General features: G+C 56.0%; 26 protein-coding genes. 9 read left to right on the top strand and 17 right to left on the bottom strand.

Annotated elements, in window-relative coordinates; genetic code table 11:
• Window positions 1-61: 61 nt before the first annotated feature.
• Complete coding sequence (gene ytfE / locus E0L20_RS12260) at window positions 62-724, top strand: iron-sulfur cluster repair protein YtfE (RefSeq protein ID WP_131634176.1); 663 nt, start codon at window positions 62-64, stop codon at window positions 722-724.
• A gap of 53 nt (window positions 725-777) precedes the next feature.
• Here ytfE and cycA read toward each other — a convergent pair whose 3' ends face one another.
• Both cycA and bamJ read right to left on the bottom strand, forming a co-directional pair.
• On the bottom strand, window positions 778-2,187 hold the full coding sequence (cycA, locus tag E0L20_RS12265; RefSeq protein WP_131634177.1) for a D-serine/D-alanine/glycine transporter: 1,410 nt from the start codon (window positions 2,185-2,187) through the stop codon (window positions 778-780).
• A 309-nt stretch (window positions 2,188-2,496) separates the two neighbouring features.
• Window positions 2,497-3,117: a BamJ family beta-barrel-assembly machinery protein gene (gene bamJ, locus E0L20_RS12270; protein WP_172411118.1), complete on the bottom strand. Its 621-nt coding sequence runs from the start codon at window positions 3,115-3,117 to the stop codon at window positions 2,497-2,499.
• Between the two features lie 232 nt (window positions 3,118-3,349).
• On the opposite strand from bamJ, the gene E0L20_RS12275 reads away from it, so the two are divergent.
• The gene (locus E0L20_RS12275; RefSeq protein ID WP_131634178.1) at window positions 3,350-3,982 is read left to right on the top strand and encodes an OapA family protein; all 633 of its coding nucleotides are present in this window, start codon (window positions 3,350-3,352) and stop codon (window positions 3,980-3,982) included.
• Between the two features lie 45 nt (window positions 3,983-4,027).
• On the opposite strand, the gene E0L20_RS12280 is transcribed toward E0L20_RS12275, so the two are convergent.
• The 5 genes from E0L20_RS12280 to rpsF all read right to left on the bottom strand — a co-directional run bounded on the left by E0L20_RS12280 (window position 4,028) and on the right by rpsF (window position 6,547).
• Window positions 4,028-4,957: a DMT family transporter gene (locus tag E0L20_RS12280; RefSeq protein ID WP_131634179.1), complete on the bottom strand. Its 930-nt coding sequence runs from the start codon at window positions 4,955-4,957 to the stop codon at window positions 4,028-4,030.
• A 150-nt stretch (window positions 4,958-5,107) separates the two neighbouring features.
• Window positions 5,108-5,557 (bottom strand): 50S ribosomal protein L9, encoded by a 450-nt coding sequence (gene rplI / locus E0L20_RS12285; protein WP_131634180.1) that lies wholly within the window; start codon window positions 5,555-5,557, stop codon window positions 5,108-5,110.
• Between the two features lie 41 nt (window positions 5,558-5,598).
• On the bottom strand, window positions 5,599-5,826 hold the full coding sequence (rpsR, locus tag E0L20_RS12290) for a 30S ribosomal protein S18 (RefSeq protein ID WP_000135199.1): 228 nt from the start codon (window positions 5,824-5,826) through the stop codon (window positions 5,599-5,601).
• Between the two features lie 4 nt (window positions 5,827-5,830).
• Window positions 5,831-6,145 carry a primosomal replication protein N gene (priB, locus tag E0L20_RS12295; protein WP_014068638.1) on the bottom strand — a complete coding sequence of 105 codons (315 nt, stop codon included), beginning with the start codon at window positions 6,143-6,145 and terminating at the stop codon, window positions 5,831-5,833.
• A 6-nt stretch (window positions 6,146-6,151) separates the two neighbouring features.
• Window positions 6,152-6,547: a 30S ribosomal protein S6 gene (rpsF, locus tag E0L20_RS12300; RefSeq protein ID WP_014068637.1), complete on the bottom strand. Its 396-nt coding sequence runs from the start codon at window positions 6,545-6,547 to the stop codon at window positions 6,152-6,154.
• Window positions 6,548-6,890: 343 nt separating this feature from the next.
• Between rpsF and yjfY the strand changes: the two genes are divergently transcribed.
• Window positions 6,891-7,166, top strand: a complete 276-nt coding sequence (yjfY, locus tag E0L20_RS12305; RefSeq protein ID WP_131634181.1) for a DUF1471 family protein YjfY — start codon at window positions 6,891-6,893, stop codon at window positions 7,164-7,166.
• 138 nt (window positions 7,167-7,304) lie between these two features.
• On the opposite strand, the gene E0L20_RS12310 is transcribed toward yjfY, so the two are convergent.
• From E0L20_RS12310 to ulaA, 6 genes are read right to left on the bottom strand one after another with little or no spacing between them, the layout of a single operon-like run.
• Window positions 7,305-7,991: an L-ribulose-5-phosphate 4-epimerase gene (locus tag E0L20_RS12310; protein WP_131634182.1), complete on the bottom strand. Its 687-nt coding sequence runs from the start codon at window positions 7,989-7,991 to the stop codon at window positions 7,305-7,307.
• Window positions 7,984-8,844, bottom strand: coding sequence for an L-ribulose-5-phosphate 3-epimerase (locus E0L20_RS12315; RefSeq protein ID WP_131634183.1), 861 nt, complete (start codon window positions 8,842-8,844; stop codon window positions 7,984-7,986). Before E0L20_RS12315 ends, E0L20_RS12310 begins: the two co-directional genes overlap by 8 nt.
• A gap of 9 nt (window positions 8,845-8,853) precedes the next feature.
• Window positions 8,854-9,504: a 3-keto-L-gulonate-6-phosphate decarboxylase UlaD gene (ulaD, locus tag E0L20_RS12320; RefSeq protein WP_023334265.1), complete on the bottom strand. Its 651-nt coding sequence runs from the start codon at window positions 9,502-9,504 to the stop codon at window positions 8,854-8,856.
• A gap of 12 nt (window positions 9,505-9,516) precedes the next feature.
• Window positions 9,517-9,984, bottom strand: a complete 468-nt coding sequence (gene ulaC, locus E0L20_RS12325) for a PTS ascorbate transporter subunit IIA (protein WP_032643822.1) — start codon at window positions 9,982-9,984, stop codon at window positions 9,517-9,519.
• A 9-nt stretch (window positions 9,985-9,993) separates the two neighbouring features.
• On the bottom strand, window positions 9,994-10,299 hold the full coding sequence (gene ulaB, locus E0L20_RS12330; RefSeq protein ID WP_000218355.1) for a PTS ascorbate transporter subunit IIB: 306 nt from the start codon (window positions 10,297-10,299) through the stop codon (window positions 9,994-9,996).
• A gap of 12 nt (window positions 10,300-10,311) precedes the next feature.
• Window positions 10,312-11,712: a PTS ascorbate transporter subunit IIC gene (ulaA, locus tag E0L20_RS12335; protein ID WP_131634184.1), complete on the bottom strand. Its 1,401-nt coding sequence runs from the start codon at window positions 11,710-11,712 to the stop codon at window positions 10,312-10,314.
• A 360-nt stretch (window positions 11,713-12,072) separates the two neighbouring features.
• Here ulaA and ulaG point away from each other — a divergent pair, with 360 nt between their 5' ends.
• Both ulaG and ulaR read left to right on the top strand, forming a co-directional pair.
• Window positions 12,073-13,137: an L-ascorbate 6-phosphate lactonase gene (ulaG, locus tag E0L20_RS12340; protein ID WP_131634185.1), complete on the top strand. Its 1,065-nt coding sequence runs from the start codon at window positions 12,073-12,075 to the stop codon at window positions 13,135-13,137.
• A 111-nt stretch (window positions 13,138-13,248) separates the two neighbouring features.
• Window positions 13,249-14,004, top strand: a complete 756-nt coding sequence (gene ulaR, locus E0L20_RS12345) for an HTH-type transcriptional regulator UlaR (RefSeq protein ID WP_131634186.1) — start codon at window positions 13,249-13,251, stop codon at window positions 14,002-14,004.
• Here the strand turns inward: ulaR and yjfP are convergent.
• On the bottom strand, window positions 14,001-14,723 hold the full coding sequence (gene yjfP / locus E0L20_RS12350; protein ID WP_131634187.1) for an esterase: 723 nt from the start codon (window positions 14,721-14,723) through the stop codon (window positions 14,001-14,003). The two genes, ulaR and yjfP, sit on opposite strands and share 4 nt — an antisense overlap.
• Window positions 14,724-14,881: 158 nt before the next feature.
• Here yjfP and bsmA point away from each other — a divergent pair, with 158 nt between their 5' ends.
• The 3 genes from bsmA (at window position 14,882) to E0L20_RS12365 (ending at window position 17,716) form a co-directional block, all read left to right on the top strand.
• On the top strand, window positions 14,882-15,190 hold the full coding sequence (gene bsmA, locus E0L20_RS12355) for a biofilm peroxide resistance protein BsmA (protein WP_131634188.1): 309 nt from the start codon (window positions 14,882-14,884) through the stop codon (window positions 15,188-15,190).
• Window positions 15,191-15,338: 148 nt separating this feature from the next.
• Complete coding sequence (gene yjfN, locus E0L20_RS12360) at window positions 15,339-15,614, top strand: DUF1471 family protease activator YjfN (protein WP_165500712.1); 276 nt, start codon at window positions 15,339-15,341, stop codon at window positions 15,612-15,614.
• A 170-nt stretch (window positions 15,615-15,784) separates the two neighbouring features.
• The gene (locus tag E0L20_RS12365) at window positions 15,785-17,716 is read left to right on the top strand and encodes a methyl-accepting chemotaxis protein (RefSeq protein WP_131634190.1); all 1,932 of its coding nucleotides are present in this window, start codon (window positions 15,785-15,787) and stop codon (window positions 17,714-17,716) included.
• On the opposite strand, the gene E0L20_RS12370 is transcribed toward E0L20_RS12365, so the two are convergent.
• A complete protein-coding gene (locus E0L20_RS12370) occupies window positions 17,713-19,335 on the bottom strand; it encodes an isovaleryl-CoA dehydrogenase (protein WP_131634191.1) in 1,623 nt (540 codons plus the stop codon). The genes E0L20_RS12365 and E0L20_RS12370 overlap by 4 nt on opposite strands.
• A gap of 194 nt (window positions 19,336-19,529) precedes the next feature.
• Here E0L20_RS12370 and E0L20_RS12375 point away from each other — a divergent pair, with 194 nt between their 5' ends.
• Complete coding sequence (locus E0L20_RS12375) at window positions 19,530-20,804, top strand: MFS transporter (protein ID WP_131634192.1); 1,275 nt, start codon at window positions 19,530-19,532, stop codon at window positions 20,802-20,804.
• Between the two features lie 90 nt (window positions 20,805-20,894).
• On the opposite strand, the gene rlmB is transcribed toward E0L20_RS12375, so the two are convergent.
• Together rlmB and rnr are read right to left on the bottom strand one after the other, a co-directional pair.
• Complete coding sequence (gene rlmB, locus E0L20_RS12380; RefSeq protein ID WP_131634193.1) at window positions 20,895-21,629, bottom strand: 23S rRNA (guanosine(2251)-2'-O)-methyltransferase RlmB; 735 nt, start codon at window positions 21,627-21,629, stop codon at window positions 20,895-20,897.
• A gap of 63 nt (window positions 21,630-21,692) precedes the next feature.
• Entirely contained in the window at window positions 21,693-24,137 is a 2,445-nt protein-coding gene (gene rnr, locus E0L20_RS12385; protein WP_131634194.1) for a ribonuclease R, read from the bottom strand.
• Window positions 24,138-24,151: the final 14 nt, after the last annotated feature.

A 24,151-nucleotide genomic window follows, 5' to 3' on the forward strand; every position in this document is an offset into this window, starting at 1 on the left:
AGCATCGCCTTAAAGATGCATATAAAATGCATCTTATATTATTGATGATGAGGTAACTGCTATGGCCTTCCGCGACCAACCCCTGGGCGAGCTGGCGCTCTCCATCCCTCGCGCTTCTGCGCTGTTCCGTAAATACGATATGGATTACTGCTGCGGCGGTAAGCAAACGCTGGCGCGTGCGGCCTCGCGCAAAGAGCTGGATGTCGAGGTAATTGAAGCAGAGCTGGCGCAGCTGGCCGAGCAGCCCATCGACAAGGACTGGCGCACCGCGCCGCTTGCGGAGATCATCGACCATATCATCGTGCGTTACCACGACCGTCACCGCGAGCAGCTGCCGGAGCTGATCCTGCAGGCAACGAAAGTTGAGCGCGTTCACGCCGACAAACCTTCCGTACCGCGCGGTCTGGCGAAGTATCTGTCCATGCTGCACGAAGAGCTTTCCAGCCACATGATGAAAGAAGAGCAGATCCTCTTCCCGATGATCAAACAGGGCATGGGCAGCCAGGCGATGGGGCCGATCAGCGTAATGGAAAGCGAACATGATGACGCCGGCGAACTGCTGGAAGTGATCAAGCACACCACCAACAACGTCACGCCGCCGCCAGAAGCGTGCACCACCTGGAAAGCGATGTACAACGGCATTAACGAGATGATCGACGACCTGATGGAACACATCAGTCTTGAGAACAACGTGCTGTTCCCGCGGGCATTGGCCGGGGAATAAAAGAAAGCCCGGTGGCGCTAGCGCTTACCGGGCCTACATACCTTTCGAACGTACTACCGCATGCCCGCCATACGTTTCTTACCGATAAACAGCCAGCCAAGCCCCAGCGCGATGAACCACAGCGGCGTGACGATCAGCGCCTGACGGGTATCCTCTTCCAGCGTCAGCAGCACCAGTACGAAGACGAAGAACGCCATACACACCCAGCACATCAGCTTACCCAGCGGCATCTTGTAGATCGATTTTTCATGCAGGTGTGGACGCTGTTTGCGGTACACCAGGTACGAGCACAGGATGATGGTCCAGACGAACATGAACAGGATCGCTGACACCGTGGTGATCATGGTGAACGCACCGATCACGCTTGGGTTCACGTAGAGCATCACCACGCCGCCCAGCAGGCAGATGCAGGAGAAGGTCAGCCCTTTCGCCGGTACCGCGCGCTTAGAGAGCTTCGCGAACGCGCTCGGGGCCACGCCTTCCTGCGCCAGACCAAACAGCATACGGCTGGTTGAGAACACGCCGCTATTCGCCGAGGAGGCCGCAGAGGTCAGCACCACGAAGTTGATCAGACTCGCGGCGGCAGGCAGGCCCACCAGCACGAACAGCTCAACGAACGGGCTCTTGGTTGGTACGACAGAGCTCCACGGGGTTACCGACATAATAATGATCAGCGCAAACACGTAGAACATGATGATACGCACCGGAATAGAGTTGATTGCGCGCGGCAGGGATTTCTCCGGATCTTTGGTTTCTGCCGCAGTGGTGCCCACCAGCTCAATACCCACAAACGCAAATACCGCAATCTGGAAGCCCGCAAAGAAGCCGCTGATGCCTTTCGGGAACCAGCCGCCGTCATTCCACAGATGGGTAAACGACGCCTGAACGCCGGTTGGCGACTGGAAGTGCGTCAGCACCATCACCAGGCCGACGACAATCAGCCCCACAATCGCCACGATTTTGATCATCGCGAACCAGAACTCCATCTCACCGAACATCTTAACGGTGGCGAGGTTCAGGCTCAGCAGCAGGATGATGACCGCCAGCGAAGCCACCCAGTCCGACAGGCCGGGGAACCAAAACTGTGCATACGCGGTTATGGCGACAACGTCCGCCATACCGGTCACGACCCAGCAGAACCAGTAGGTCCAGCCGGTGAAATAGCCCGCCCAGGGGCCGAGCAGATCGGAAGCAAAGTCGCTGAAGGATTTGTATTCGAGGTTCGAGAGCAGCAATTCACCCATTGCGCGCATCACGAAGAAGAGCATAAAACCGATGATCATATAAACGAAGATGATCGACGGCCCGGCAAGGCTGATGGTTTTGCCCGACCCCATAAACAGCCCGGTACCGATGGCACCCCCGATAGCGATAAGCTGTATATGACGGTTTGTGAGATTTCGCCGCAGCGACTGTTCAGACGACGCCTCTTCCGCGGCGGCGACTTTGACCTGATCTACCATGTGATATTTTCCTGTTTATGCCTGTCTGTGTTGTTAAGGCTCTTCTGGCCTTTAGATACGTCAAAAAATGACGGTACCCCTGTAAGGGCTAATCGATATTAGGTAAGAATCGGCGGGATGAATACTATGAATTAGATATTATGTTAATAATATGTTGAAAGTGAGTGTCATATCACTCATACAGCGCGAAACAGCTCACAAAAATACACGCAACAGTTTCGTTTGCAAGATAAAATGTTGATTCCGTCGTAACTATGGGTTTTATCACTATTTTCCTCTCCCCGGGCGGAGAGAGGAAATAAAAGTCGATTACAGGATTTCCAGCAGCTCGACTTCAAACACCAGGGTGCTGAACGGCGGGATGGACGCGCCAGCGCCGCGTTCACCGTAGGCCAGGTTCTGAGGAATGGTCAGTTCCCACTTGGAACCGACCGGCATCAGGGTCAGCGCTTCGATCCAGCCTGCGATCACGCCGTTAACCGGGAATTCAGCCGGTTCGCCGCGCGCAACGGAGCTGTCGAACACGGTGCCGTCGATCAGCTTACCGGTGTAGTGCACGCGAACGTGGTCGGTACGCGCCGGGATTGCGCCGTCGCCCTGGTTGATCACGCGGAACTGCAGGCCGGATTCGGTGCTGTTCACGCCTTCGCGCTCGCGGTTCTCTTCGAGATATTTCACGCCTTCTGCTGCCATCTCTTCGAAGCGCGCGCGACGCACGGCGTCAGCACGTTCGTGGATTTCGCGCAGCGCACGGTGCACAACGTCTACCGGTACGGCCGGATGATTGCCTTCCAGCGCGTCAGCGATACCCGCCACCAGCGCTTCCGGTAACAGACCTTCCAGGCCGGATTCGCTCAGCTGCTGTCCTACCTGCAAGCCGATGCCGTAGCTTGCCTGCGCTTCGATAGTGTCAAAAGTCGGGGTGGTCATGGGTTTTCCTTCCATCACATTTAAAGTAGCGGGCAGCATATCAGCCATGCCCCTATGGGTAAAACTTTGTCTTAAGTTAAGGTGACAAACCGCGGCGAAACGGAAACAATAGAGAGAACCAGGATTAATCCCGAACTAATGTCACGGATGTCGGGTTTGCTACGCCGTTCAGGCAGTTAGCGAACTATACTTCGAGCACAGGATATAAAAGACGCGGAGCAGGAGGAGAGCCATGCCCGGGCGATTTGAACTGAAACCTACCCTGGCGAAAATCTGGCATGCGCCGGATAACTTTCGCCTCATGGACCCGCTGCCTCCTCTGCATCGCAGGGGGATTATCATTGGCGCACTGCTGGTGATCGTTGGCTTCCTGCTGCCCTCCGGCGGTGATGACGTCGACAACGCTCCCGTAACCCGCAATGCACAGCTGGATATCCAGTCGCAAACGCGGCCTCAGCCGGACGCGCAGCCCATGCAGACGCAGCTGGTGACGCCATCTAACGATCCGGGCCAGGTCGCCCCGGTTGAACCCGAACCCGTTCAGGAAGATCAGCCCCAGGAGCAGGTTCAGGAGCAGCCTCAACAGCCGACCGGCATCGAGCAGCAGTGGCGCTCATATCGCGTGGAGCCTGGCAAAACGCTGGCGCAACTGTTTCGCGATCACAACCTTCCTGCGACAGACGTCTACGCCATGGCGCAGGTTGAAGGCGCAGGCAAACCGCTGAGCAACCTGCAGAATGGTCAGATGGTGCAGATCCGGCAGAACGCCAGCGGCGTGGTGACCGGGCTGACGATCGATACCGGAAATGGACAGCAGGTGCTGTTTACCCGTCAGACCGACGGCAGTTTTATTCGCGCACGCTAGTTCTGTAGGCCGGGTAAGGCGTAGCCGCCACCCGGCACACTGTTTTCAGGCACTCCGCTTATTCACCCACCAGATCCCCGAACAGACCAGCACCAGCGCAATCGCGTATTTGATATCCAGAATGTTTTCCCCGAGAAAAATGGCGGACAGGACCGTGCCCGCCACCGGTACAACGAAGTTAAACGGCGCAATCATACTGACGCGGTTTACTTTCAGAAGCACGCTCCACAGCGCAAACGCCACGGATGAAAGCAGCGTCAGATACCCCAGCACGGCAACGGCCTTCACGCTGTGCACTTCCAGCGTTCCGCCTGTCGCATAGCCGCCAACGACCAAAACCAGACCACCGATCGCCAGCTGCCAGCCGGTCATGACCGTGGGGTCAACGGTCTGCGAGATACGTTTTCCATACAGCGTCGCGGCAGAGAGAATAAAAGCCGCCAGCACCACGAATCCGTCACCGTTCCAGACAAAGTGGAATTCGCTCAACCCGCTGTGGAAGTTCACCAGCATGACCCCGGCAAAGCCGAGAATACAGCCCAGCGTTTTGTTATAGCTCAGCTTGTCGTTGTGGTAGATAAAGTGCGCCAGCAGCACGCTGAAGAAGGTTCCGGTGGCGTTCATAATCGACCCATTGACGCCGGTTGTATACGCCAGCCCGATATAAAAGAAGGTGTACTGGATCGACGTTTGCGTCAGCCCCAGGATCGTCAGCTGGCCAAACTGCGTCGGCGTCAGCCTGGCGATGGGCTTGCGCTGCGCTAAGGCAAACAGCAGCAGTAAAGCACCGGCAAACAGGAAACGGTATCCGGCAAACACAACCTTCGACGGAATATCATCGGTCGCTATCTGGAAGAGTTCATAACCGCTTTTAATGGCCGGGTAGGAGCTACCCCAAAGCAGACAGCAGAGCGTGGCGCAGGCATAGGCCACATTACGACGGGCAAAAACGGGCGTGGGTAGAGGGGTATCCATAGCAAATCTCATAAATAAAATTGCGTTTCAATTATTATCAGAGAATGCGTCAGGAATAGCTACCATACAAGATCAAAAGCGCCTGTCGGGTCGCTTAAAAAGCAAAACGCCGGCACAAGGCCGGCGCTTCGACGTGAGCAGAGTAAAAAATTACTCAGCTACTACGTTAACAACCAGTTTAGCGAACACTTCGCTGTGAACCTGGAAGTCAACTTCGTGCTCACCAGTGGTACGCAGAACGCCGTTCGGCATGCGAACTTCGCTCTTAGCCACTTTAACGCCTGCTGCAGTTACTGCATCAGCGATATCGCGGGTACCGATGGAACCGAACAGTTTACCTTCGTCGCCTGATTTAGACGCGATGGTAACGGTGCCCAGTGCGTTGATTGCTTCAGCGCGAGCGTTAGCAGCCGCCAGAACGTCAGCCAGTTTGGCTTCCAGTTCAGCGCGACGTGCTTCGAAAAACTCAACGTTTTTCTTGGTAGCTGGAACAGCTTTACCCTGTGGTACCAGGAAGTTACGTGCGTAACCCGCTTTAACGTTAACCTGATCACCCAGGCTGCCCAGGTTTGCTACTTTATCAAGCAGAATAACTTGCATTACCTTATCCTCTTAAAGTCGTATTAATGGACCGTGCCCGATTACTGATGACGATCAGTGTACGGCAGCAGGGACAGGTAGCGAGCGCGTTTGATAGCGCGAGCCAGCTGACGCTGGTATTTTGCACGAGTACCGGTGATACGGCTTGGGACAATCTTACCGCTTTCGGTGATGTAGTTTTTCAGCGTTGCGATATCTTTATAGTCGATCTCTTGAACGCCTTCCGCGGTGAAACGGCAGAACTTGCGACGACGGAAATAACGTGCCATATGGCTAGTCTCCAGAATCTATCAAATCAATCTGCTCGGCATGCAGAACCATTTTGCTCAGGCCGTTCTTTGCCTTATGGCAAGAAATGAACCCCTGAACGATTACTGCGCTACCGACCGTTATACTGTGAGTAATGGCCTGGTTTTCGTGTCCGCTAATAATAACGGGCATTTGGCACCACGCCTGCCGGTGAAACCCGGCTTCCTCTTGCACAGAACGATGCTCAAGCACGAACTGGCAATGCGGAATTCCTGATGGACTGACCTTTCGAAGGGGGGTCCTGCACACTGTGCCTGACAACACCAGACGGTTGGTCATCAGAAATTACTCTTCAGAATCCCCAGCATCAGAATCATCTGCGGTTTCGTTTGCGAAATCATCGCGACGCTCACGGCGCTCGTCTTTCGCTTTAACCATCGGAGATGCTTCGGTAACTGCGTTTTTGGTACGCATAACCATGCTGCGGATAACGGCATCGTTGAAGCGGAAGGTAGTTTCCAGCTCATCGATCACTTCCTGCGGCGCTTCAACGTTCATCAGAACGTAGTGTGCTTTGTGCAGTTTGTTGATCGGGTAAGCCAGCTGACGGCGGCCCCAGTCTTCCAGACGGTGGATCGTACCTTCTGCACCAGTGATGGCAGCAGAGTAACGCTCGATCATACCCGGAACCTGTTCGCTCTGGTCAGGATGGACCATAAAAACGATTTCGTAATGACGCATCGAATTGCTCCTTACGGATTATTCAGCCTCCTGTCTGGGTCAGCCGAGGCCCGGGGAGGCAAGGAACGTGTTAAAGGTCGGCTGAAAAATTGACGCGTCATAATACTTGCGCCCCCCAGGAAACTCAAGCTGATTGCACAAATAATTCGCACAAAGCGCGAAGCGGGTCTAAGTGGGTGATTTAAAATTAATCACATCTTGAAGCGCTGTTTTTTTGAACAAGTGCATCAGAAATGGTCATTCATCCCCATCCGATAAGCGATTAAACTTTAATCAGAGCACAACCAAAGGCAAAAGGAGAATCATTACCCCTTACACAGAACGCAGTCGTGGAGCGCATATCATGAAAAGAATCGCATTTGCCGTAATGGCAGCGCTATTGCTCAGCGCAAACGCAATGGCCGCCATCAAGATAGATGGCCGACAGGCCAGAAACATGGATGATGTGCAAAGCTTAGGCGTAATCTACATTAATCATAATTTCGCCACCGAAAGTGAAGCAGATCAGGCACTGAATGAAGAAACCGACGCGCAGGGCGCAACGTATTACCACGTGATGTTAACCCGTGAGCCCGGCAGCAACGGCAATATGCACGCCAGTGCAGATATTTACCGATAACGCTTTAACGCTAGCACCAGGAAAGCCAACAAAGAGAACATAGCCATACTTTGACTTGCCCCCTGCCCGGGGGCTTTTTTTGTGAATGGCTCCGGAATACCACCGGTTACAACTGTTTCGGTATCCCAGAGCACTTATTTACTTCTGCCCGTAGTAGGCATTGGGACCATGCTTGCGCATGAAATGCTTGTTCATCAGGTAGTCATCAATACCCGAAAGCTGCGGATTAATGCCGCGAGCAATCCACGCCATTTTTGCCACCTCTTCCATCACCACCGCATTATGCACGGCATCGTGCGCGTCTTTCCCCCAGGCGAATGGGCCATGCTGATACACCACAATCCCTGGCGTATGCAGCGGCTCACTCTCACCCAGCGTGTCGATGATCACCTTCCCGGTATTGAGTTCGTACTCCCCTTCTACCTCAGCCTGCGTTAACGCCCGCGTGCAGGGAATGTCGCCAAAGAAGTAGTCCGCGTGGGTCGTGCCCAGCGCCGGGATGGGCAGCCCCGCCTGCGCCCAGGCCGTCGCGTGCGTGGAGTGGGTATGCACCACGCCGCCAAGGGACGGATAACGCCGGTACAGCGCCAGATGGGTTGCGGTATCTGATGAAGGCCGCCATTTGCCTTCAACGACATGCCCTTCGAGATCCACCACCACCATATCTTCAGCTTTCATGGTGTCATACGCCACACCGCTCGGCTTGATCACGACCAGCCCCTGCTCGCGATCGATAGCGCTCACGTTGCCCCAGGTGAACGTCACCAGGCCATAGCGCGGCAGATCCATGTTGGCCTCAAAGACCTGCTGTTTAAGCTTAAGCATGTTCAGCCTCCAGCAACCCCGCGCGCGTCATGCGTTCGCGCACCCAATCACGCGCTTTTGCCACTTCCGCAGCCGGATCGGCTGACGTTTCGCTCCACATCTCAATCAGGTAAGGCCCGCAATACCCCGTCTGTTTAAGCGTTTCGAAGCACCGTTCGAAATCCACCACCCCGGTGCCGAACGGTACGTTTTTAAACACGCCTGGACGGGTATCTTTGACGTGCACCGCCACGATATGCCCAATCCCCGCCTGCAGCTCCATCTGTACATCGTTATCCCATGCCGACAGGTTGCCGATATCGGGATAAAGCTGGAACCACGGGTTATTGAGATAGTGCGCGTAGCCCAGCGCCTTGCTGATGGAGTTCATCAGCGGGTAGTCCATGATCTCCATCGCCAGCGTCACCTGCGCGCGGCTTGCCATCTCAACGCTCTCTTTCAGGCCGTCACGGAAACGACGGCGCGTTTCATCGTTGGCTTCCTGATAGTAAACGTCATACCCGGCAAGCTGGATCACGCGGATACCGACATCCTGCGCAAAGCGAATGGCTTTACGCATGATCTCCAGCCCCTGCGCACGCACGGCATCATCTTCGCTGCCGAGCGGAAAACGGCGGTGAGCGCTCAGGCACATGGACGGCACGCGCACGCCCGTTTCGGCAACGGCGCTCACCAGCGCCAGACGCTGCTCGCGGCTCCAGTCGAGGCGAGAGAGGCGCTCGTCCGTTTCATCCACGGACATTTCGACAAAATCGAAGCCCAGCTGTTTTGCCAGCCGTAACCGCTCCAGCCAGCACTCCCCCGCAGGGAGTGCCTTTTCATAGATGCCAAGCGGGACCTGTTTAGACAACATACCCGCTCCTTAGCCCCAAAGCTGAGCGATTGAGCGTTTGAACTGACGCGCGGCTTCCACCGGAGACGCGGCATCGCGAATGCTGCGACCGGCAATAAAGACGTGAATTGGAATGCCCTGGAACAGCGGCAGATCTTCCAGCGCCAGGCCGCCGGTGACGGTGACTTTAAAGCCCATATCCGCCAGACGTTTGATAGCGCTGATATCCGCTTCACCCCACGCCACGCCAGCGGCCTGCGCATCACGGCTGCGGTGGTACACCACCTGCTGAATGCCCGCATCGCGCCACTCCTGCGCCTGCTCCCAGGTCCAGAAGCCGGTCAGTTCAATCTGCACGTCGCCGTTAAACTCTTTTGCCACGTCCAGCGCACCTTTGGCGGTGTTGATATCCGCACAGCAGATCACGGTGACCCAGTCAGCGTTCGCTTCAAAGCACATGCGGGAAAGGATTTTGCCTGCGTCGGCGATCTTCGCATCTGCCAGCACGATTTTATGCGGATAGAGCGCCTTCAGGTCGCGAACGGCGCGAACGCCCTCGCCTACGCACAAAATGGTGCCTACTTCGATAATGTCGACTTCTTCCGCAATCAGGCGGGTGGTTTCGTAAGCGTGGGACAGCGTCTGGTTATCCAGCGCAACTTGCAACATTGGTAATGACATGTTCAATTCCTCTTAGACTGCCGCCGCAGTGGCGTGATCGATTAAATCCAGCACGTCCTGCTCGGTACGGCAGGCGCGTAAACGGTCGAAATTGGCTTCATCATCAAACAGATTGACGATCTGCATGATGCCCACCTCCTGATGCGTGTTGGCATCCACGGCGGCCATGGTGATCAGGATATCGACCGGGTCGTTATCTTCGTGGTTAAACACCAGCGGCGTTTTCAGCGTCACCAGCGCGAAGCCGGTTTTTTTGACGCCCTCTTCCGGCCGGCCATGCGGCATTGCCAGGCCTGGCGCAATGACAAAGTAAGGGCCGTGCTGCGCTACGCCATCGAGGATGGCCTGGTAATAACGCGGCTCAACAACGTCAGCCTTAACAAGCAGATCCACGCTCAGCTTTACCGCTTCCTGCCAGGTGCTGGCCTCAGCCTGTAAAAGGATGGAATTATTCTCCGCCAGCGAATCACGTAGTTTCATGTTTCGTCCTTACTTCACGTCTTGTGGGAAGTGCTCTTTGATCACTTCCAGCAGTTTTGGTCCGAAATCCGCAGGCGACAGCATGTTGCGCACGCCCACCACATATTTGTTGCCCGTCACGGTGATTTCACCGGCGATGTGGGTAGAGGCGATGATGATGTCCGCGCCGTTCAGTTCACTTTTGTATTCACCCACCGCGCAGCTGTTCACCGTGTGGTCGATGTTTGACTGGGTTAAAAACTGGTCCACTTTCATCTTCATGATCATGGAGCTGCCTTGCCCATTGCCACACACAGCCAGGATACGTACGGTCATAATCGAAACTCCTTAATGAGCAGAAACTTCTGCTGTTTGTTTTTCTGCATCTTCTTCGGCGCGCAGAGAACGGCCTGCGAAGAACATATAAGCCAGTGCAATCAGGATAATGACGGCCATAAAGATCAGTCCGACGGAGGCAAAGCCCTGCATCATCGGCGGTGCCAGAATTGACCAGTCCGCCATGCCCATCCAGGCGCTCATGCCGGTGAGCTTGACCGCCCACACGCAACCGAAGATTTCAACCATGCCCATCACCAGGCAGATCTTGAGCGCCGCGCGCCAGCCGCCGAAGTGGTTAGCAAAGACGCCGATGGTGGCGTTGGAGAAGAACATCGGGATAAAGCCAGGAATAATCAGGATTGAGGAGCCGCAGCCCACGAGAATGCCTACCGCAATCAGCTGGCCGATGGTGCCCCACATAAAGCCCCAGACCACGGCGTTTGGCGCAAAGCTATAGATAGCCGCACAGTCAATCGCCAGCACCGCGCCGGGGATCAGGCGTTGGGAAATACCGTTGAAGGCTTCTGACAGTTCGGCGACGAACATGCGCACGCCCTGGGTGATGATGAAAATGGCCACCGCGAAGGAGAAGCCGGTCTGCAGGATATAAACCGTCCAGTGGGTCTTGCCCGCCATCGCCTGCACTACGTCAATGCCGAAGGAGAGCAGAATGGCGCCAAAGAAGATGGTCATCACAATCGCGGTGGAGACGATGTTGTCGTGGAAGATATTCAGCCAGCCCGGCAGCTTAAGATCTTCAACGCTCTCTTCTTTTTTGCCCAGGAACGGCGCGACTTTATAGGCAATCCAGGAGGCAAACTGCTGCTGGTGTCCGATGGAAAAGCCGCAGCCGTCGGTCACTTCCTGCGTTGGCTTGTACATCATGTTGGAGGTGATGCCCCAGTAGAGCGAAACCAGCACCGCGGTGCAGATAATCGTGGTCCACATTGGGTAGCCAAAGATGTAAAGAGAAACCGCAATCAGCCCCGCCTGCTGGAACATGATATGACCCGTCAGCATGATGGTGCGAATGCCGGTAATGCGGCGCAGCAGCACGTAGATAATGTTCAGCGCCAGCGCCAGCAGTACGGCGTATCCCACCCAGCTGTAGGCATCTCCCATTCGGTCGATGGTGGCCATCATTGATGCGTAGGTATCTGAGATGGCGCCGTTGATGCCATACACTTCCGACATTTTGGCGACAACCGGCTTAAAGGTGCTGGTCAGAATGCCTGAACCCGCCTGCAGCAGCATGAAACCGATAATGGTTTTGATGGTGCCTTTGATAATAACGCTGACGCTTTTGCGCAGAAGGATGTAGCCCAGGCACGTCACGATACCCAGCAGCAGCGGGGCGTTAGTCATTACCTGATTAAAGAACACGGTAAAGACGTTGTAGAGGATCTCCATAACTCTCTCCAGAAATTGAGAACACGAAGGGATAATCCCTGCGCGGTGTGTGCCATCACTCTAGTAATCACAAATAATCACCACAAGATTGCATTTGATTATTTGTGACGTATCACGCAAATTATTTCCACGAAGTTAATAATGATTTTCACTACCGATTCAGATAAATAAATTAGTGCTTATAATTCATAAAGTTGATACTTAATAATGGTTATATTAACAACATAAAAACGGATTTTCCGTGATAGCGCGTAGATAAAATTCCGCAATTTACCCGTTGCAAAGCAATTCAAAGAGTGCCAGAGTTAATCACAACAAATCACTATATGATTACTTTTGATTAAACCCAGGAGTCAAACGATGAGTAAAGTAAACACCATCACCCGTGAATCATGGATTCTGAGCACCTTCCCGGAATGGGGCAGCTGGCTGAACGAAGAAATTGAGCAGGAACAGGTTGCTCCTGGCACGTTTGCAATGTGGTGGCTGGGCTGCACCGGTATCTGGCTGAAATCAGAAGGCGGTGCGAATATTTGTGTCGATTTTTGGTGCGGTACCGGCAAACAGAGCCACGGCAACCCGCTGATGAAAAAAGGCCACCAGATGCAGCGTATGGCAGGTGTGGAAAAGCTCCAGCCAAACCTGCGTACCACGCCGTTTGTCCTCGATCCTTTTGCCATTCGTCAGATCGACGCCGTGCTCTCTACCCACGATCACAACGATCATATTGATGTGAACGTCGCTGCCGCGGTCATGCAAAACTGCGCTGACGACGTTCCGTTCATTGGGCCGCAAACCTGCGTGGATTTGTGGATCGGCTGGGGTGTGCCAAAAGAGCGTTGCATCGTGATGAAACCGGGCGACGTGGTGAAAATCAAAGACGTGGAAATTCACGCCCTGGATGCCTTTGACCGTACTGCACTGATTACTCTGCCAGCCGATCAGAAAGCGGCAGGCGTGCTGCCAGATGGTATGGACGAGCGTGCGGTGAACTACCTGTTCAAGACGCCTGGCGGCTCCCTGTATCACAGCGGCGACTCCCACTACTCTAACTACTACGCGAAACACGGTAACGAACATCAGATCGACGTGGCGCTCGGCTCTTACGGTGAAAACCCGCGCGGCATCACCGACAAAATGACCAGCGCCGATATGCTGCGCATGGCGGAAGCGCTGAATACCAAAGTGGTGATCCCGTTCCACCACGATATTTGGTCAAACTTCCAGGCCGATCCGCAGGAAATCCGCGTCCTGTGGGAAATGAAAAAAGACCGTCTCAAGTATGGCTTTAAGCCGTTCATCTGGCAGGTGGGCGGCAAGTTCACCTGGCCACTGGACAAAGACAATCTCGAGTACCACTACCCTCGCGGTTTCGATGATTGCTTCACCATTGAGCCTGACCTGCCGTTCAAGTCCTTCCTCTGATTGTGAAGCCAAATCGCCAGACCGTTGTGTCTGGCGATTTCACATTTCTTTTAGTAATTTCATGCTATTTCAAATATCATCTTTTCAAATCAATTCTTATCGGAATAGCTCATGACGGAAGCGCAACGGCATCAAATTTTACTGGAACTCCTGGCGCAAACAGGGTTTGTCACCGTCGAGAAAGTAATGGATCGTTTAGGCATTTCCCCGGCGACGGCACGACGAGATATCAACAAGCTGGATGAAAGCGGCAAGCTGAAAAAAGTCCGCAACGGTGCGGAAGCCATCAGCCAGCAGCGCCCCCGCTGGACGCCGATGAACATCCATCAGGCGCAGAACCACGATGAAAAAGTGCGAATTGCCAGAGCCGCGTCGCAGCTGGTAAAACCCGGTGAGAGCGTGGTGATCAACTGCGGCTCCACGGCGTTTCTGCTGGGCCAGGAGATGTGTGGGAAGCCAGTGCAAATTATTACTAACTATTTGCCACTTGCTAACTATCTCATCGACCAGGAGCATGAAAGCGTGGTGATTATGGGCGGTCAATATAATAAGAGCCAGGCCATCACGTTAAGCCCCCAGGACAGTGAAAATAGCCTCTATGCCGGACACTGGATGTTCACCAGCGGTAAGGGTCTCACCGCTGATGGGCTGTATAAAACTGATATGCTGACCGCCATGGCAGAACAGAACATGCTTAACGTGGTGGGCAAGCTGGTGGTGCTGGTCGATAGCAGCAAAGTAGGCGAGCGCGCGGGCATGCTGTTCAGCCGCGCAGAACTGATCAGCATGGTTATCACGGGGAAAAATGCCAACCCGGAGATCCTCCAGAAGCTGGAAGATCAGGGCGTCAACGTGCTCCGTGTTTAAAGGTGCTGAAGGAAAAAGTCCACGGTCGCATCCAGCGCCGTCGGCGTAATGCGGTGTCGAACCCCCGCTTCCCACAGGCAGGTCAGATTTCCGTCCAGCCCTTCATGCTGCAGCGCCTGCTGTAACCGGAAGGTTTCGCCAGGGGGGACAACATCGTCAGCATCGCCGTGCCACAGAAGCAGCGGACGGTCTGCCACGCGCGGCAGCGCACGAGCGACCTCCCATTCCGCCAGCAGGGCTTCAATCTCCGCTGACTCATGCGGTGGAAAGAGCGTTTTAGACAAGGAAGTGAAGTATCCAGACCCCATCAGGCACGCTACGGACTTCACCTCAGGATGGCGCGTCATGATCCCAAGCGCGGTCATCCCTCCCATTGAGGCCCCGGCCACCGCCAGACGATCGTCCGCCACCAGCCCCGCCTGATAAAGCGTATCGCGCAGCCCGGCAAATTCGGTCAGGCTACCATGCAGGATTTGCCAGAACTGCCCAAGACGGGCCTGTTCGTCGCCTGTAAACCGCGCACCGTGATCGGGCGCATCAGGCATCACAACGCGAAAACCAGCCTGCGCCAGCGCGACGGCAAAATAGCTGTAGACCAGCTTTGATGAGGTAAATCCATGATAAAAGACCACTACAGGCAACGCCTTCTCACCTTTTCCTGAAGGGAAGGCGTGTACTATTTCACGATCGCCGAGGCGGCGTATCTCAAGTTCAATCATTGTCATACCCGTGCGAATTAATGATTCATAATGTTGAGAGCTGGGTTACGGTTTCATGCTATTTTCATTCGAAAATTACGCCCCAGATAACACTTCGGGAACATTCCCCCAAAACTAAATTTAGAGATCACTACACTAAGGCTATCAGGAAACGAGATATGGTTATGCGCAGGTTTGCTGCTTTATTGCTGGTGCTTCTGCTCAGTAGCTGTAGCGTACTTCAGGGAACGCCGCAGCCCGCACCACCGATTGCCGATCATCCGCAGGAAATTCGTCGTAATCAGACAGAAGGATTACAGCGAATGGGAACGGTCTCCGCGCTGGTTCGCGGTTCCCCGGATGATGCGGAAGACGCTATAAAGGCACAGGCCATCGCCGCCAAAGCAGATTATTACGTCATCATTATGGTCGACGAAACCATTATTACGGGACAGTGGTATTCACAGGCCATTTTGTACCGTAAGTAAAGGTCATCATTTGAACGACATTTACACTGCTTTGCGTCCATAGACATTTTCCTGTCCACAATAAACTCCATGCCCGCCCCAATGGAAGTGAGTTTATTCGCGAAGGATTGCCCGGCGGATACCGGAGACATGTGAAATGGAGCTGACGATGAAACGAACTCTTGCCTTGACCACACTGTTGCTCTCAGCTGGCCTTGTGAGCACAACCGCGCAGTCAGCTGAATTCGCCAGCGCGGATTGCGTAACCGGCCTGAATGAAATTGGCCTCATCTCCGTAAACAATATTACGGGGAGCCCGCAAGACGTTGAACGTGTCGTTGCCTTAAAAGCCGATGAGCAGGGTGCTTCCTGGTACCGCATCATTCAAATGCAGGAAGATAACCATGTCGATCACTGGCGGGTACAGGCCATTCTTTATGCATAATCCTTCCCAATAAAAGCCACTTATTTTTAGTGGCTTTACGTTTTTGCAAACTCTTTATCGTTCAAGAAACCCAACAAAAACAGCTGAATAACATTCTGTTACATTATTTGAATAAATGTTAGCTCTTCTTTGCCGTTGAAGAGCCATACCTTTTTAATAATGAGCAATTTATGATCAGTTTTTTCCGCCGTGCAGGTCTGGGCACTAAGCTATCGCTGCTAACCGGTGTGAGTGTCGCCACGTTATTTCTGCTTTTCACTTTTCTGCTCAGCCATAAAGCCAGCCAGCAGCTTGAAGAACTTGCGGTAGAAGACCTGCATAATCAGTCCACCGGCATGGTCGATATGGTGCAGATGTTTGATACCAGCCTGAGCGAAGAGGTCGAGAGCTACACCCGGCTGTTTACCACCTTTATACCTCAGCCACTGAATATTAATGACAGCCAGACCCAGACCATTAACGGGTTAAACGTCCCCCTTCTGAAAGGAGGCGATACCGGGCTACATGAAAATAATGCCTTTTCTGACGATTTTCTGAACCGTACGGGAGCCATCTCTACCCTGTTTGTGCGCAGCGGCAACGATTTTGTTCGCGTAGCCACTTCCCTGCGCAAAGAGAACGGCGAGCGCGCCATGGGTACCGTTCTGGACACCGCCAGCCCGGCCTTTGCCGCAGTGAACAAAGGCGAGGTCTACCGCGGTCTGGCGCTGCTGTTTGGCAAACGCTACATCACCCAGTACCAGCCGGTAAAAAACAGTGAAGGTCAGGTCATCGGGATCATCTTCGTCGGGGTAGATATCACTCACTCCTGGAACGTCATGCGCGAGAAAATCCTGAATCGCCATCTGGGCGAGAGCGGGCACTTCTTTGTACTGGATCGCAGCAACGGTAAAACGCGTGGACAATACCTGTTCCACGCCAGCGAAGAGGGGCAGTTGCCAAAGTGGGATGCCGCGACGCAGCAGCAGCTTTTGAGCGATAAATCCGGCACGCTGGAGCGCGTAAGCGATGACGGCCGCACGCTGAAAATGGTCTATACGCCGCTGCCCGGCTGGAACTGGACCATCGTGGGTGAAGTGGATAAATCGGTCCTGCTCTCAAGCGTTAACACGATGCGCGACCGTTTCCTGCTGGCAGGCGTGGTGTTGTCAGTTCTCTTTGCCGGGCTGTTTGTCGTTATTATTCGCCGGATGCTCACCCGCCCGCTGCGGAACGTGATCGAACTGGCCCGCCAGTATGCGGCAGGCGATCTGCGTTCCAGCCTGCCCGTGACCCGCCAGGATGAGGTCGGCCAGCTGATTGACGCCATCAACGGCATCGGCGCTGGACTGCAAAAAATGGTCCTGCAGGTTCGCGAAGCCGCCGGTGAAATCCACATGGGCACTAACGCCCTGGCAGCCGATACCGGCGAAATTTCCGAACAGATCAACAAGCAGGCCAGCAGCGTGGAAGAGACGTCAGCCAGCATGGAACAGCTGGCCGCTACCGTGCAGCAAAACGCCGCCAATATGGAGCAGACGCAGCTGCTGGTGAGCGAAACCTCGCGTGCGGTGCATCAGGGCGGCGAGACGGTGACCAACGCGGTCACCACCATGGATGATATTCGCGACGCATCGAAACGTATTGAAGACATTACCCGCGTGATTGAGTCCATCGCGTTCCAGACCAATATTCTGGCGCTTAACGCGGCGGTCGAAGCGGCACGCGCGGGCGAGCATGGCAAAGGCTTCGCCGTGGTCGCACAGGAGGTTCGCGCCCTGGCGGCGCGCAGCGCTAACGCGGTGAAGGAAATTGAGCAGCTGATTGGCGACACGCTGAATAAAGTAAGCGAAGGCCACGCCTTGTCCGAGCAGACGCGGCTGGCGATGGATTCCATCATCGTGCATATCGATAACATCAGTCAGCTGGTCACCGAGATCAACCACGCTTCCCGCGAGCAATCCGCCGGGATCGGTCAGGTGAATCTCGCCATGACGCACATTGGCGAAGCGTCGCACATCAACGCCGATCGCGTCTCGCGCAGCGAGCAGACCGCCCAAACGCTGCGCGAGAAGGGTTCGCACCTCACCCGTCTGGTGAGCCTGTTCCAGCTCAAAGGCTAACCGACTCTGCCGGTAGCGCGCAGCAGCAGGTCCGTTTTGACCTGCTCGCTCATCAGCGTTCCGCCCCGGGTATCCAGCATCATGCGGCACCACGCCTGCGCTACGGGCGGCGACGCGTGCCGCAGCATCTGGCTTCCCGCCCCCAGCAAAAAGAGCTGCTGAGCGATCTCCCTGCCCTGCGCCTCCTGGGGTTTACGCAGCTTTTGCTGAAGCTGCCGCCAGCTGCGATCGAAGTGCCTGTCCTGCCCTTTTACCTGAGCAAAATCATCGGCAAGCAGGTCGAGCATACCGGGCTGCTTCGCCAGCACGCGCAGAACGTCCAGGCACATGATATTGCCGGAGCCCTCCCAGATGCTGTTGACCGGCATCTCACGGTACAAACGCGGAAGCTCGCTCTCTTCGCAATACCCCATACCGCCCAAAACCTCCATCGCCTCCGCGACAAAGGGGATACCGGCTTTGCACACGCTAAATTTTGCCGCCGGGGTAAACAACCGCGCCCAGGCCGCCTCGAGCGGATCGGCGCGCTTATCCCACGCGCGCGCCAGGCGGAACAGCAGCGACGTCTGCCCCTCCAGCACAAGCGCCATACGGCTTAAGACCTCGCGCATTAACGGCTGATCGATAAGGTTTTTGCCGAAGGTCTGCCGCTGATGGGCATGGTACAGCGCCACCGACAGCGCCCGACGCATCAGCCCGTGGCTGCCCAGCGCGCAGTCAAAGCGCGTCAGGCCGCCCATCTTGAGGATTTGTCGAACGCCTTCCCCCTCTTCCCCCAGCAGCCAGCCGGAGGCATCGAGAAACTCCGCCTCGCTGCTGGCGTTTGAGCGATTCCCGAGCTTGTCCTTCAGGCGCTCCAGCCGCACGGCATTGCGTTGCCCGTCAGGCAGAAAGCGCGGCACAAAAAAGCAGGATAGCCCGCCCTTAGCCTGCGCCAGCACCAGGTGCGCATCGCTTTGCGGCACGGAGAAAAACCATTTATGCCCCACCAGCCGATAGCTGCCGTCACTGCATCTTTCCGCTTTGGTGGTGTTGCTGAGCACGTCCGAGCCGCCCTGCTTTTCCGTCATCCCCATACCGATCAGCAGGCCGCGCTTTTGCGCGCCCGGCGCGAGGTGCGGATCGTAGCGATCGCTGAGCAGGGGCGTAAGCCAGTCATGGAACGTTTTCGGGAGCGCCTGCTGCAGCAGCGGTGTCGCGGCAAACGTCATGGTGGCGGGACACAGCGTGCCGGCTTCAACCTGCGCATGCAGCACAAAGCGTGCGGCCCGAGCGACAAACGATCCTTTACGCGCCTCCTCTTCCCACGCCAGATTATGCACGCGGTTCGCACAGAGCCCCTGCATCAGCAGATGCCATGCCGGATGGAAACGCACGTCGTCCAGCCGTTCGCCCGCGGCATCATACCGCAGCAGCTCCGGCGGATTCACGTTCGCCAGCCTGCCCAGCTCCAGCGACTCCGCCGTGCCTAACTGCTGCCCAATGCTCGCAAGGAGCTCGATATCCCACTCGGCCCCTTCGCGGGCAACTGCATCACGCAGGGCGCAGTCAGAGAGGAAAAGGTTGCTGTTAGAAAGCGGTGCAGGTTGATTGAAAACGGTGTGCGTCTGCCAGTGCATGCTGTCTCCCTCCTTCGTTGGCAATGAACCTAAGTATGGACAGACCGCGTTTACGCTGCATGGGAGTGGGGTCACATGCTGGCAATCTCACTGATATCATTCGTGAAATAGCTCACAGAACATAAGAATAAACTATTTTGTGACTTCGATTTTGTTGAATAATTTATTCTTACTCCCTTCACGAGAGGATCGTTATGCAACGGGATGCGCACAAGCGTGCATTAATTGCAGGCTCCATTGGTAATTTCATCGAGTGGTATGAGTTCGCGGTTTACGGTTTTCTGGCGACCGTCATTGCGAAAAACTTCTTCCAGCTTGAAGGGGAGACGGGGCTGACCAGCCTGATCCTCACCTACGCCTCGTTTGCCATCGCCTTCTTCTTCCGCCCGCTGGGCGCGGTGGTGTTTGGCCGCATTGGCGACCGGATAGGCCGTAAGCCAACGCTCATTATCGCACTGGTGCTGATGACGCTGGCCACCGCCGCCATCGGCCTTGTGCCGGTCTACGCTAGCATCGGCATTGCCGCACCGCTGATCGTGACGCTGCTGCGCATCCTGCAGGGGCTTTTCGCGGGCGGCGAGTACGGGGGCGCAGTCTCATTGATGACGGAATTCGCCCCGCGCGGCAAGCGTGGGCTCTATGGCGCGTGGCAGTCCTTTACCGTGGCGCTGGGGTTGCTGGCGGGCGCAGGCATCGTCGCGCTGCTCTCCGCTCTACTTACGCCTGAAGCCCTGCACGACTGGGGCTGGCGCATTCCGTTCTTCCTGGCGCTGCCGATGGGCGTCGTTGCGCTGTGGCTTCGGGTCAGCATGGAGGAGACCCCCAGCTTTGTGCAGCAGCAGGATAAACCGGCTGTCGCTCAGGCGGATACTGCCGCCACGCTCCGGGCCATCGTGATGGGGATTGGTCGCGTGATGGTGTGGTCTGCGGCGGGGTACACCTATCTGGTGATTATGCCGACCTATCTGCAGTCGGCGCTGCACACGGGCTTTAACCAGGCGCTGTTAATCGCGGTGATTTCGAATATCGGTTTTGCCCTGACGATTATTCCGTCGGGGATCCTAAGCGACAGGATCGGACGCCGTACGGTAATGATCATCGCCACCGTGCTGTTGCTGATCCTCGCCCTGCCGCTGCTGAAAATCCTGCAGGCGGAGTCCAGCACGCTGGCAGTGAAGGCTGTTGTGGTGCTGATTGCGGGCGGTCTGGTCGGGATGCTGGCGGGGCCGGGCCCGGCAATGCTATCTGAGATGTTCCCGACGCGCGTGCGCTATACCGGGCTGGGGCTGGCCTATTCACTGTCGAACGCGATTTTCTCGGGATGTGCTGGGCTGATTATCACCGGGCTGATTAAGCAGACGGGCAACCTGGATATTCCGGCGTATTACGTGATGGCGACGGCGGTAGTAAGTATTTTCGCACTGATGACGCTGAGGAAGGATGACCATTTGCGGTCTTTGGAGGAGTGAGTTTGTCACCGTCTGGTGCCCTCACCCCGGCCCTCTCCCACGGGGAGAGGGAGAAAACACTAAAGGCCGTCCTTTGGACGGCCTTGCTGTTTATTCTCCTCGCTGACGCACCGCTTCAAACAGGCAGATACCCGTCGCAACGGAAACGTTCAGGGACGACACGCTGCCCGCCATCGGGATGCTGATCAGCTCGTCACAGTGCTCGCGCGTCAGACGACGCATGCCTTCGCCTTCCGCACCCATCACCAGCGCCAGACGGCCCGTCATTTTGCTCTGATACAGGGTATGGTCCGCTTCTCCGGCGGTACCCACGATCCAGACGTTCTCTTCCTGCAGCAAACGCATGGTGCGCGCCAGGTTGGTCACGCGGATCAGCGGGACGTTTTCCGCCGCGCCGCAGGCCACTTTCTTGGCCGTCGCGTTCAGCTGGGCTGAACGATCTTTCGGCACGATCACCGCATGCACGCCCGCCGCATCTGCGCTACGCAGGCAGGCACCGAGGTTGTGCGGATCGGTAACGCCGTCCAGGATCAGGAAGAACGGGTAATCCAGTTCGGCAATCAGATCCGGCAGATCGTTTTCCTGGTACTGACGGCCCGGCTTCACGCGCGCGATAATGCCCTGGTGAACCGCGCCTTCGCTTTTCTCATCCAGGAACTGGCGGTTCGCCAGCTGGATCACTACGCCCTGCGCTTCCAGCGCGTGGATCAGCGGCATCAGGCGTTTGTCTTCGCGCCCTTTCAGAATAAAGACTTCCTGAAAACGCTCCGGGGCGCGCTCCAGCAGGGCCTGCACCGCGTGGATGCCGTAAATCATTTCACTCATTGATGGTTCTCGTAATAAATAATTCCCTCTCCCCTTAGGGGAGAGGGTCAGGGTGAGGGGAAATTACTCCGCCTGCTGTTTCTTCGCCGCACGCTTCGCTTTGGTCGCGGCGGCTATTTTCTGGGTTTTAGCAGACGGCTTTTTCGCCGAGCGAGCCTCTTTCTTCGCCGCCTTAGGCTTCTGCTTCTTCTCGCCGCGGAAGGCGCTGTCCGGCTCGAAGTTCACCTTCTTGCCCGCCTGACGACGCTTGCCGCCGCCCGGTTTGCCGTTACCGCCCTTTTTCGCTTTCTCACGTTCGGTTTTGCCGACGTTACGCGGCGCGCGCTCGCTGGAGATCAGGCTGAAGTCGATTTTACGGTCGTCCATGTTCACGGCTTCAACCTTCACTTCAACGCGATCGCCCAGACGGTAGGTCTGGCCGCCCGATTCGCCAATCAGGCGCTGACCGACCTGGTCGAAGCGGTAGTAGTCGTTATCCAGGCTGGAGACGTGCACCAGGCCGTCAATAAACAGCTCGTCCAGACGAACGAAGAAACCAAAGCCGGTCACGCTGGCAATCACGCCTTTAAAGACGTTGCCCACCTGATCCAGCATAAAGTCACACTTCAGCCAGTCCGCCACGTCGCGGGTGGCTTCATCAGCACGACGTTCCGCCATAGAACAATGCTGGCCCAGCTGGAGAACTTCATCCATGGAGTAGTGGTAGCCGCCGGTTTCGGTGGTGTTCCCTTTGTGACCCTGCTCCTGCGCCAGCAGATACTTGATCGCACGGTGCAGAGAAAGGTCAGGATAACGACGGATCGGCGACGTAAAGTGCGCGTAGGACTGCAGCGCCAGGCCGAAGTGACCGCGGTTTTCCGGATCGTAGATCGCCTGCTTCATGGAGCGCAGCAGCATGGTCTGCAGCATTTCTGCATCAGGACGATCGCCGATGGATTCCAGCAGCTCGGCGTAGTCGCGCGGCTCAGGCTTGTTGCCGCCCGGCAGCTCCAGACCGAGTTCGGCCAGCACGGAGCGGAACGACGTAATGGCTTCCGTGGTCGGCTTATCGTGAATACGGAACAGCGCAGGCTCTTTGGCTTTCTCAACGAAACGTGCCGCCGAGATATTCGCCAGGATCATACACTCTTCGATCAGCTTGTGCGCGTCGTTACGCTGGGTCTGCTCGATACGCTCAATGCGGCGTTCGGCGTTGAAGATGAACTTCGCCTCTTCGCTCTCAAACGAGATCCCGCCGCGTTCTTCGCGCGCCTGTTCCAGCGTTTTGTAGAGGTTATGCAGCTCTTCAATGTGTTTGACCAGCGGCGCGTACTGCTCGCGCAGATCCTGGTCGCCCTGCAGCATATGCCAGACCTTGGTATAGGTCAGACGCGCGTGCGAGCTCATTACCGCTTCGTAGAACTTAAAGCCGGTTAAGCGCCCTTTGGTTGAGATGGTCATCTCGCAGACCATGCAGAGACGGTCAACCTGCGGGTTCAGGGAGCACAGGCCGTTAGAGAGCACTTCCGGCAGCATTGGTACAACCTGAGACGGGAAGTAGACCGACGTACCGCGGCTGCGCGCTTCGTTGTCCAGCGGCGTATTCGGACGGACGTAATAGCTCACGTCCGCAATCGCCACCCATAACCGCCAGCCGCCGCCGCGTTTTTTCTCGCAGTATACGGCGTCATCGAAGTCGCGGGCGTCTTCGCCATCAATGGTCACCAGCGGCAGATCGCGCAGATCGACGCGGCCCACTTTGGACTCTTCCGGCACCTGTTCTTTTAGATCTTTGATCTGATCTTCAACGGCTTTCGGCCAGACGTAAGGGATCTCGTGGGTGCGCAGCGCCATATCAACGGCCATGCTGGTGCCCATGTTATCGCCAAGCACCTCAACGATTTTGCCGACGGCTTTGGTACGACGGGTTGGACGCTGGGTGAGTTCAACCACCACCACAAAGCCCATGCGCGCACCCATTACCTCTTCCGGTGGGATGAGGATGTCGAAGCTCAGACGACTGTCGTCCGGCACCACAAAGCCCACGCCCGCGTCGGTAAAGTAGCGGCCAACGATCTGGCTGGTTTTCGGCACCAGCACGCGCACGACGCGCGCTTCACGGCGGCCTTTACGATCGGCGCCCAGCGGCTGCGCCAGGATCTGATCGCCGTGGATGCACATCTTCATCTGTTCGGATGAGAGGTACAGGTCGTCCTTGCGGCCTTCCACACGCAGGAAGCCAAAGCCGTCACGGTGGCCAATCACCACGCCCTTCAGCAGGTCGAGACGTTCTGGCAGCGCATAGCACTGGCGGCGGGTAAAGACCAGCTGCCCGTCGCGTTCCATAGCGCGCAGGCGGCGGCGAAGGGCTTCAATTTGCTCTTCACCTTCAATGTTTAATTCAACGGCAAGTTCTTCACGATTGGCGGGTTTTTCGCGTTTTGTTAAGTGTTCAATGATGAACTCGCGGCTGGGGATAGGATTCGCGTATTTTTCGGCTTCGCGTTCCTGGAAAGGATCATGTGACATGTCGGTTCCTCCGT

This window comes from Enterobacter wuhouensis (assembly GCF_004331265.1).
Lineage (GTDB): Bacteria > Pseudomonadota > Gammaproteobacteria > Enterobacterales > Enterobacteriaceae > Enterobacter > Enterobacter wuhouensis.

Bases quoted from the DNA above. Each gene is read 5' to 3' on its own strand.
- E0L20_RS12275 (WP_131634178.1), top strand. From the start codon at position 3,350: ATGCCCGGGCGATTTGAACTGAAACCTACCCTGGCGAAAATCTGGCAT.
- ulaD (WP_023334265.1), bottom strand. From the start codon at position 9,504: ATGTCATTACCAATGTTGCAAGTTGCGCTGGATAACCAGACGCTGTCC.
- E0L20_RS12370 (WP_131634191.1), bottom strand. From the start codon at position 19,335: ATGCACTGGCAGACGCACACCGTTTTCAATCAACCTGCACCGCTTTCT.
- rpsR (WP_000135199.1), bottom strand. From the start codon at position 5,826: ATGGCACGTTATTTCCGTCGTCGCAAGTTCTGCCGTTTCACCGCGGAA.
- cycA (WP_131634177.1), bottom strand. From the start codon at position 2,187: ATGGTAGATCAGGTCAAAGTCGCCGCCGCGGAAGAGGCGTCGTCTGAA.
- yjfN (WP_165500712.1), top strand. From the start codon at position 15,339: ATGAAACGAACTCTTGCCTTGACCACACTGTTGCTCTCAGCTGGCCTT.
- yjfP (WP_131634187.1), bottom strand. From the start codon at position 14,723: ATGATTGAACTTGAGATACGCCGCCTCGGCGATCGTGAAATAGTACAC.
- rlmB (WP_131634193.1), bottom strand. From the start codon at position 21,629: ATGAGTGAAATGATTTACGGCATCCACGCGGTGCAGGCCCTGCTGGAG.
- bsmA (WP_131634188.1), top strand. From the start codon at position 14,882: ATGGTTATGCGCAGGTTTGCTGCTTTATTGCTGGTGCTTCTGCTCAGT.
- E0L20_RS12315 (WP_131634183.1), bottom strand. From the start codon at position 8,844: ATGTTGTCTAAACAGGTCCCGCTTGGCATCTATGAAAAGGCACTCCCT.
- yjfY (WP_131634181.1), top strand. From the start codon at position 6,891: ATGAAAAGAATCGCATTTGCCGTAATGGCAGCGCTATTGCTCAGCGCA.
- rplI (WP_131634180.1), bottom strand. From the start codon at position 5,557: ATGCAAGTTATTCTGCTTGATAAAGTAGCAAACCTGGGCAGCCTGGGT.
- bamJ (WP_172411118.1), bottom strand. From the start codon at position 3,117: ATGACCACCCCGACTTTTGACACTATCGAAGCGCAGGCAAGCTACGGC.
- rpsF (WP_014068637.1), bottom strand. From the start codon at position 6,547: ATGCGTCATTACGAAATCGTTTTTATGGTCCATCCTGACCAGAGCGAA.
- ytfE (WP_131634176.1), top strand. From the start codon at position 62: ATGGCCTTCCGCGACCAACCCCTGGGCGAGCTGGCGCTCTCCATCCCT.
- ulaC (WP_032643822.1), bottom strand. From the start codon at position 9,984: ATGAAACTACGTGATTCGCTGGCGGAGAATAATTCCATCCTTTTACAG.
- E0L20_RS12310 (WP_131634182.1), bottom strand. From the start codon at position 7,991: ATGCTTAAGCTTAAACAGCAGGTCTTTGAGGCCAACATGGATCTGCCG.
- rnr (WP_131634194.1), bottom strand. From the start codon at position 24,137: ATGTCACATGATCCTTTCCAGGAACGCGAAGCCGAAAAATACGCGAAT.
- E0L20_RS12280 (WP_131634179.1), bottom strand. From the start codon at position 4,957: ATGGATACCCCTCTACCCACGCCCGTTTTTGCCCGTCGTAATGTGGCC.
- ulaR (WP_131634186.1), top strand. From the start codon at position 13,249: ATGACGGAAGCGCAACGGCATCAAATTTTACTGGAACTCCTGGCGCAA.
- priB (WP_014068638.1), bottom strand. From the start codon at position 6,145: ATGACCAACCGTCTGGTGTTGTCAGGCACAGTGTGCAGGACCCCCCTT.
- ulaG (WP_131634185.1), top strand. From the start codon at position 12,073: ATGAGTAAAGTAAACACCATCACCCGTGAATCATGGATTCTGAGCACC.
- E0L20_RS12375 (WP_131634192.1), top strand. From the start codon at position 19,530: ATGCAACGGGATGCGCACAAGCGTGCATTAATTGCAGGCTCCATTGGT.
- ulaB (WP_000218355.1), bottom strand. From the start codon at position 10,299: ATGACCGTACGTATCCTGGCTGTGTGTGGCAATGGGCAAGGCAGCTCC.
- E0L20_RS12365 (WP_131634190.1), top strand. From the start codon at position 15,785: ATGATCAGTTTTTTCCGCCGTGCAGGTCTGGGCACTAAGCTATCGCTG.
- ulaA (WP_131634184.1), bottom strand. From the start codon at position 11,712: ATGGAGATCCTCTACAACGTCTTTACCGTGTTCTTTAATCAGGTAATG.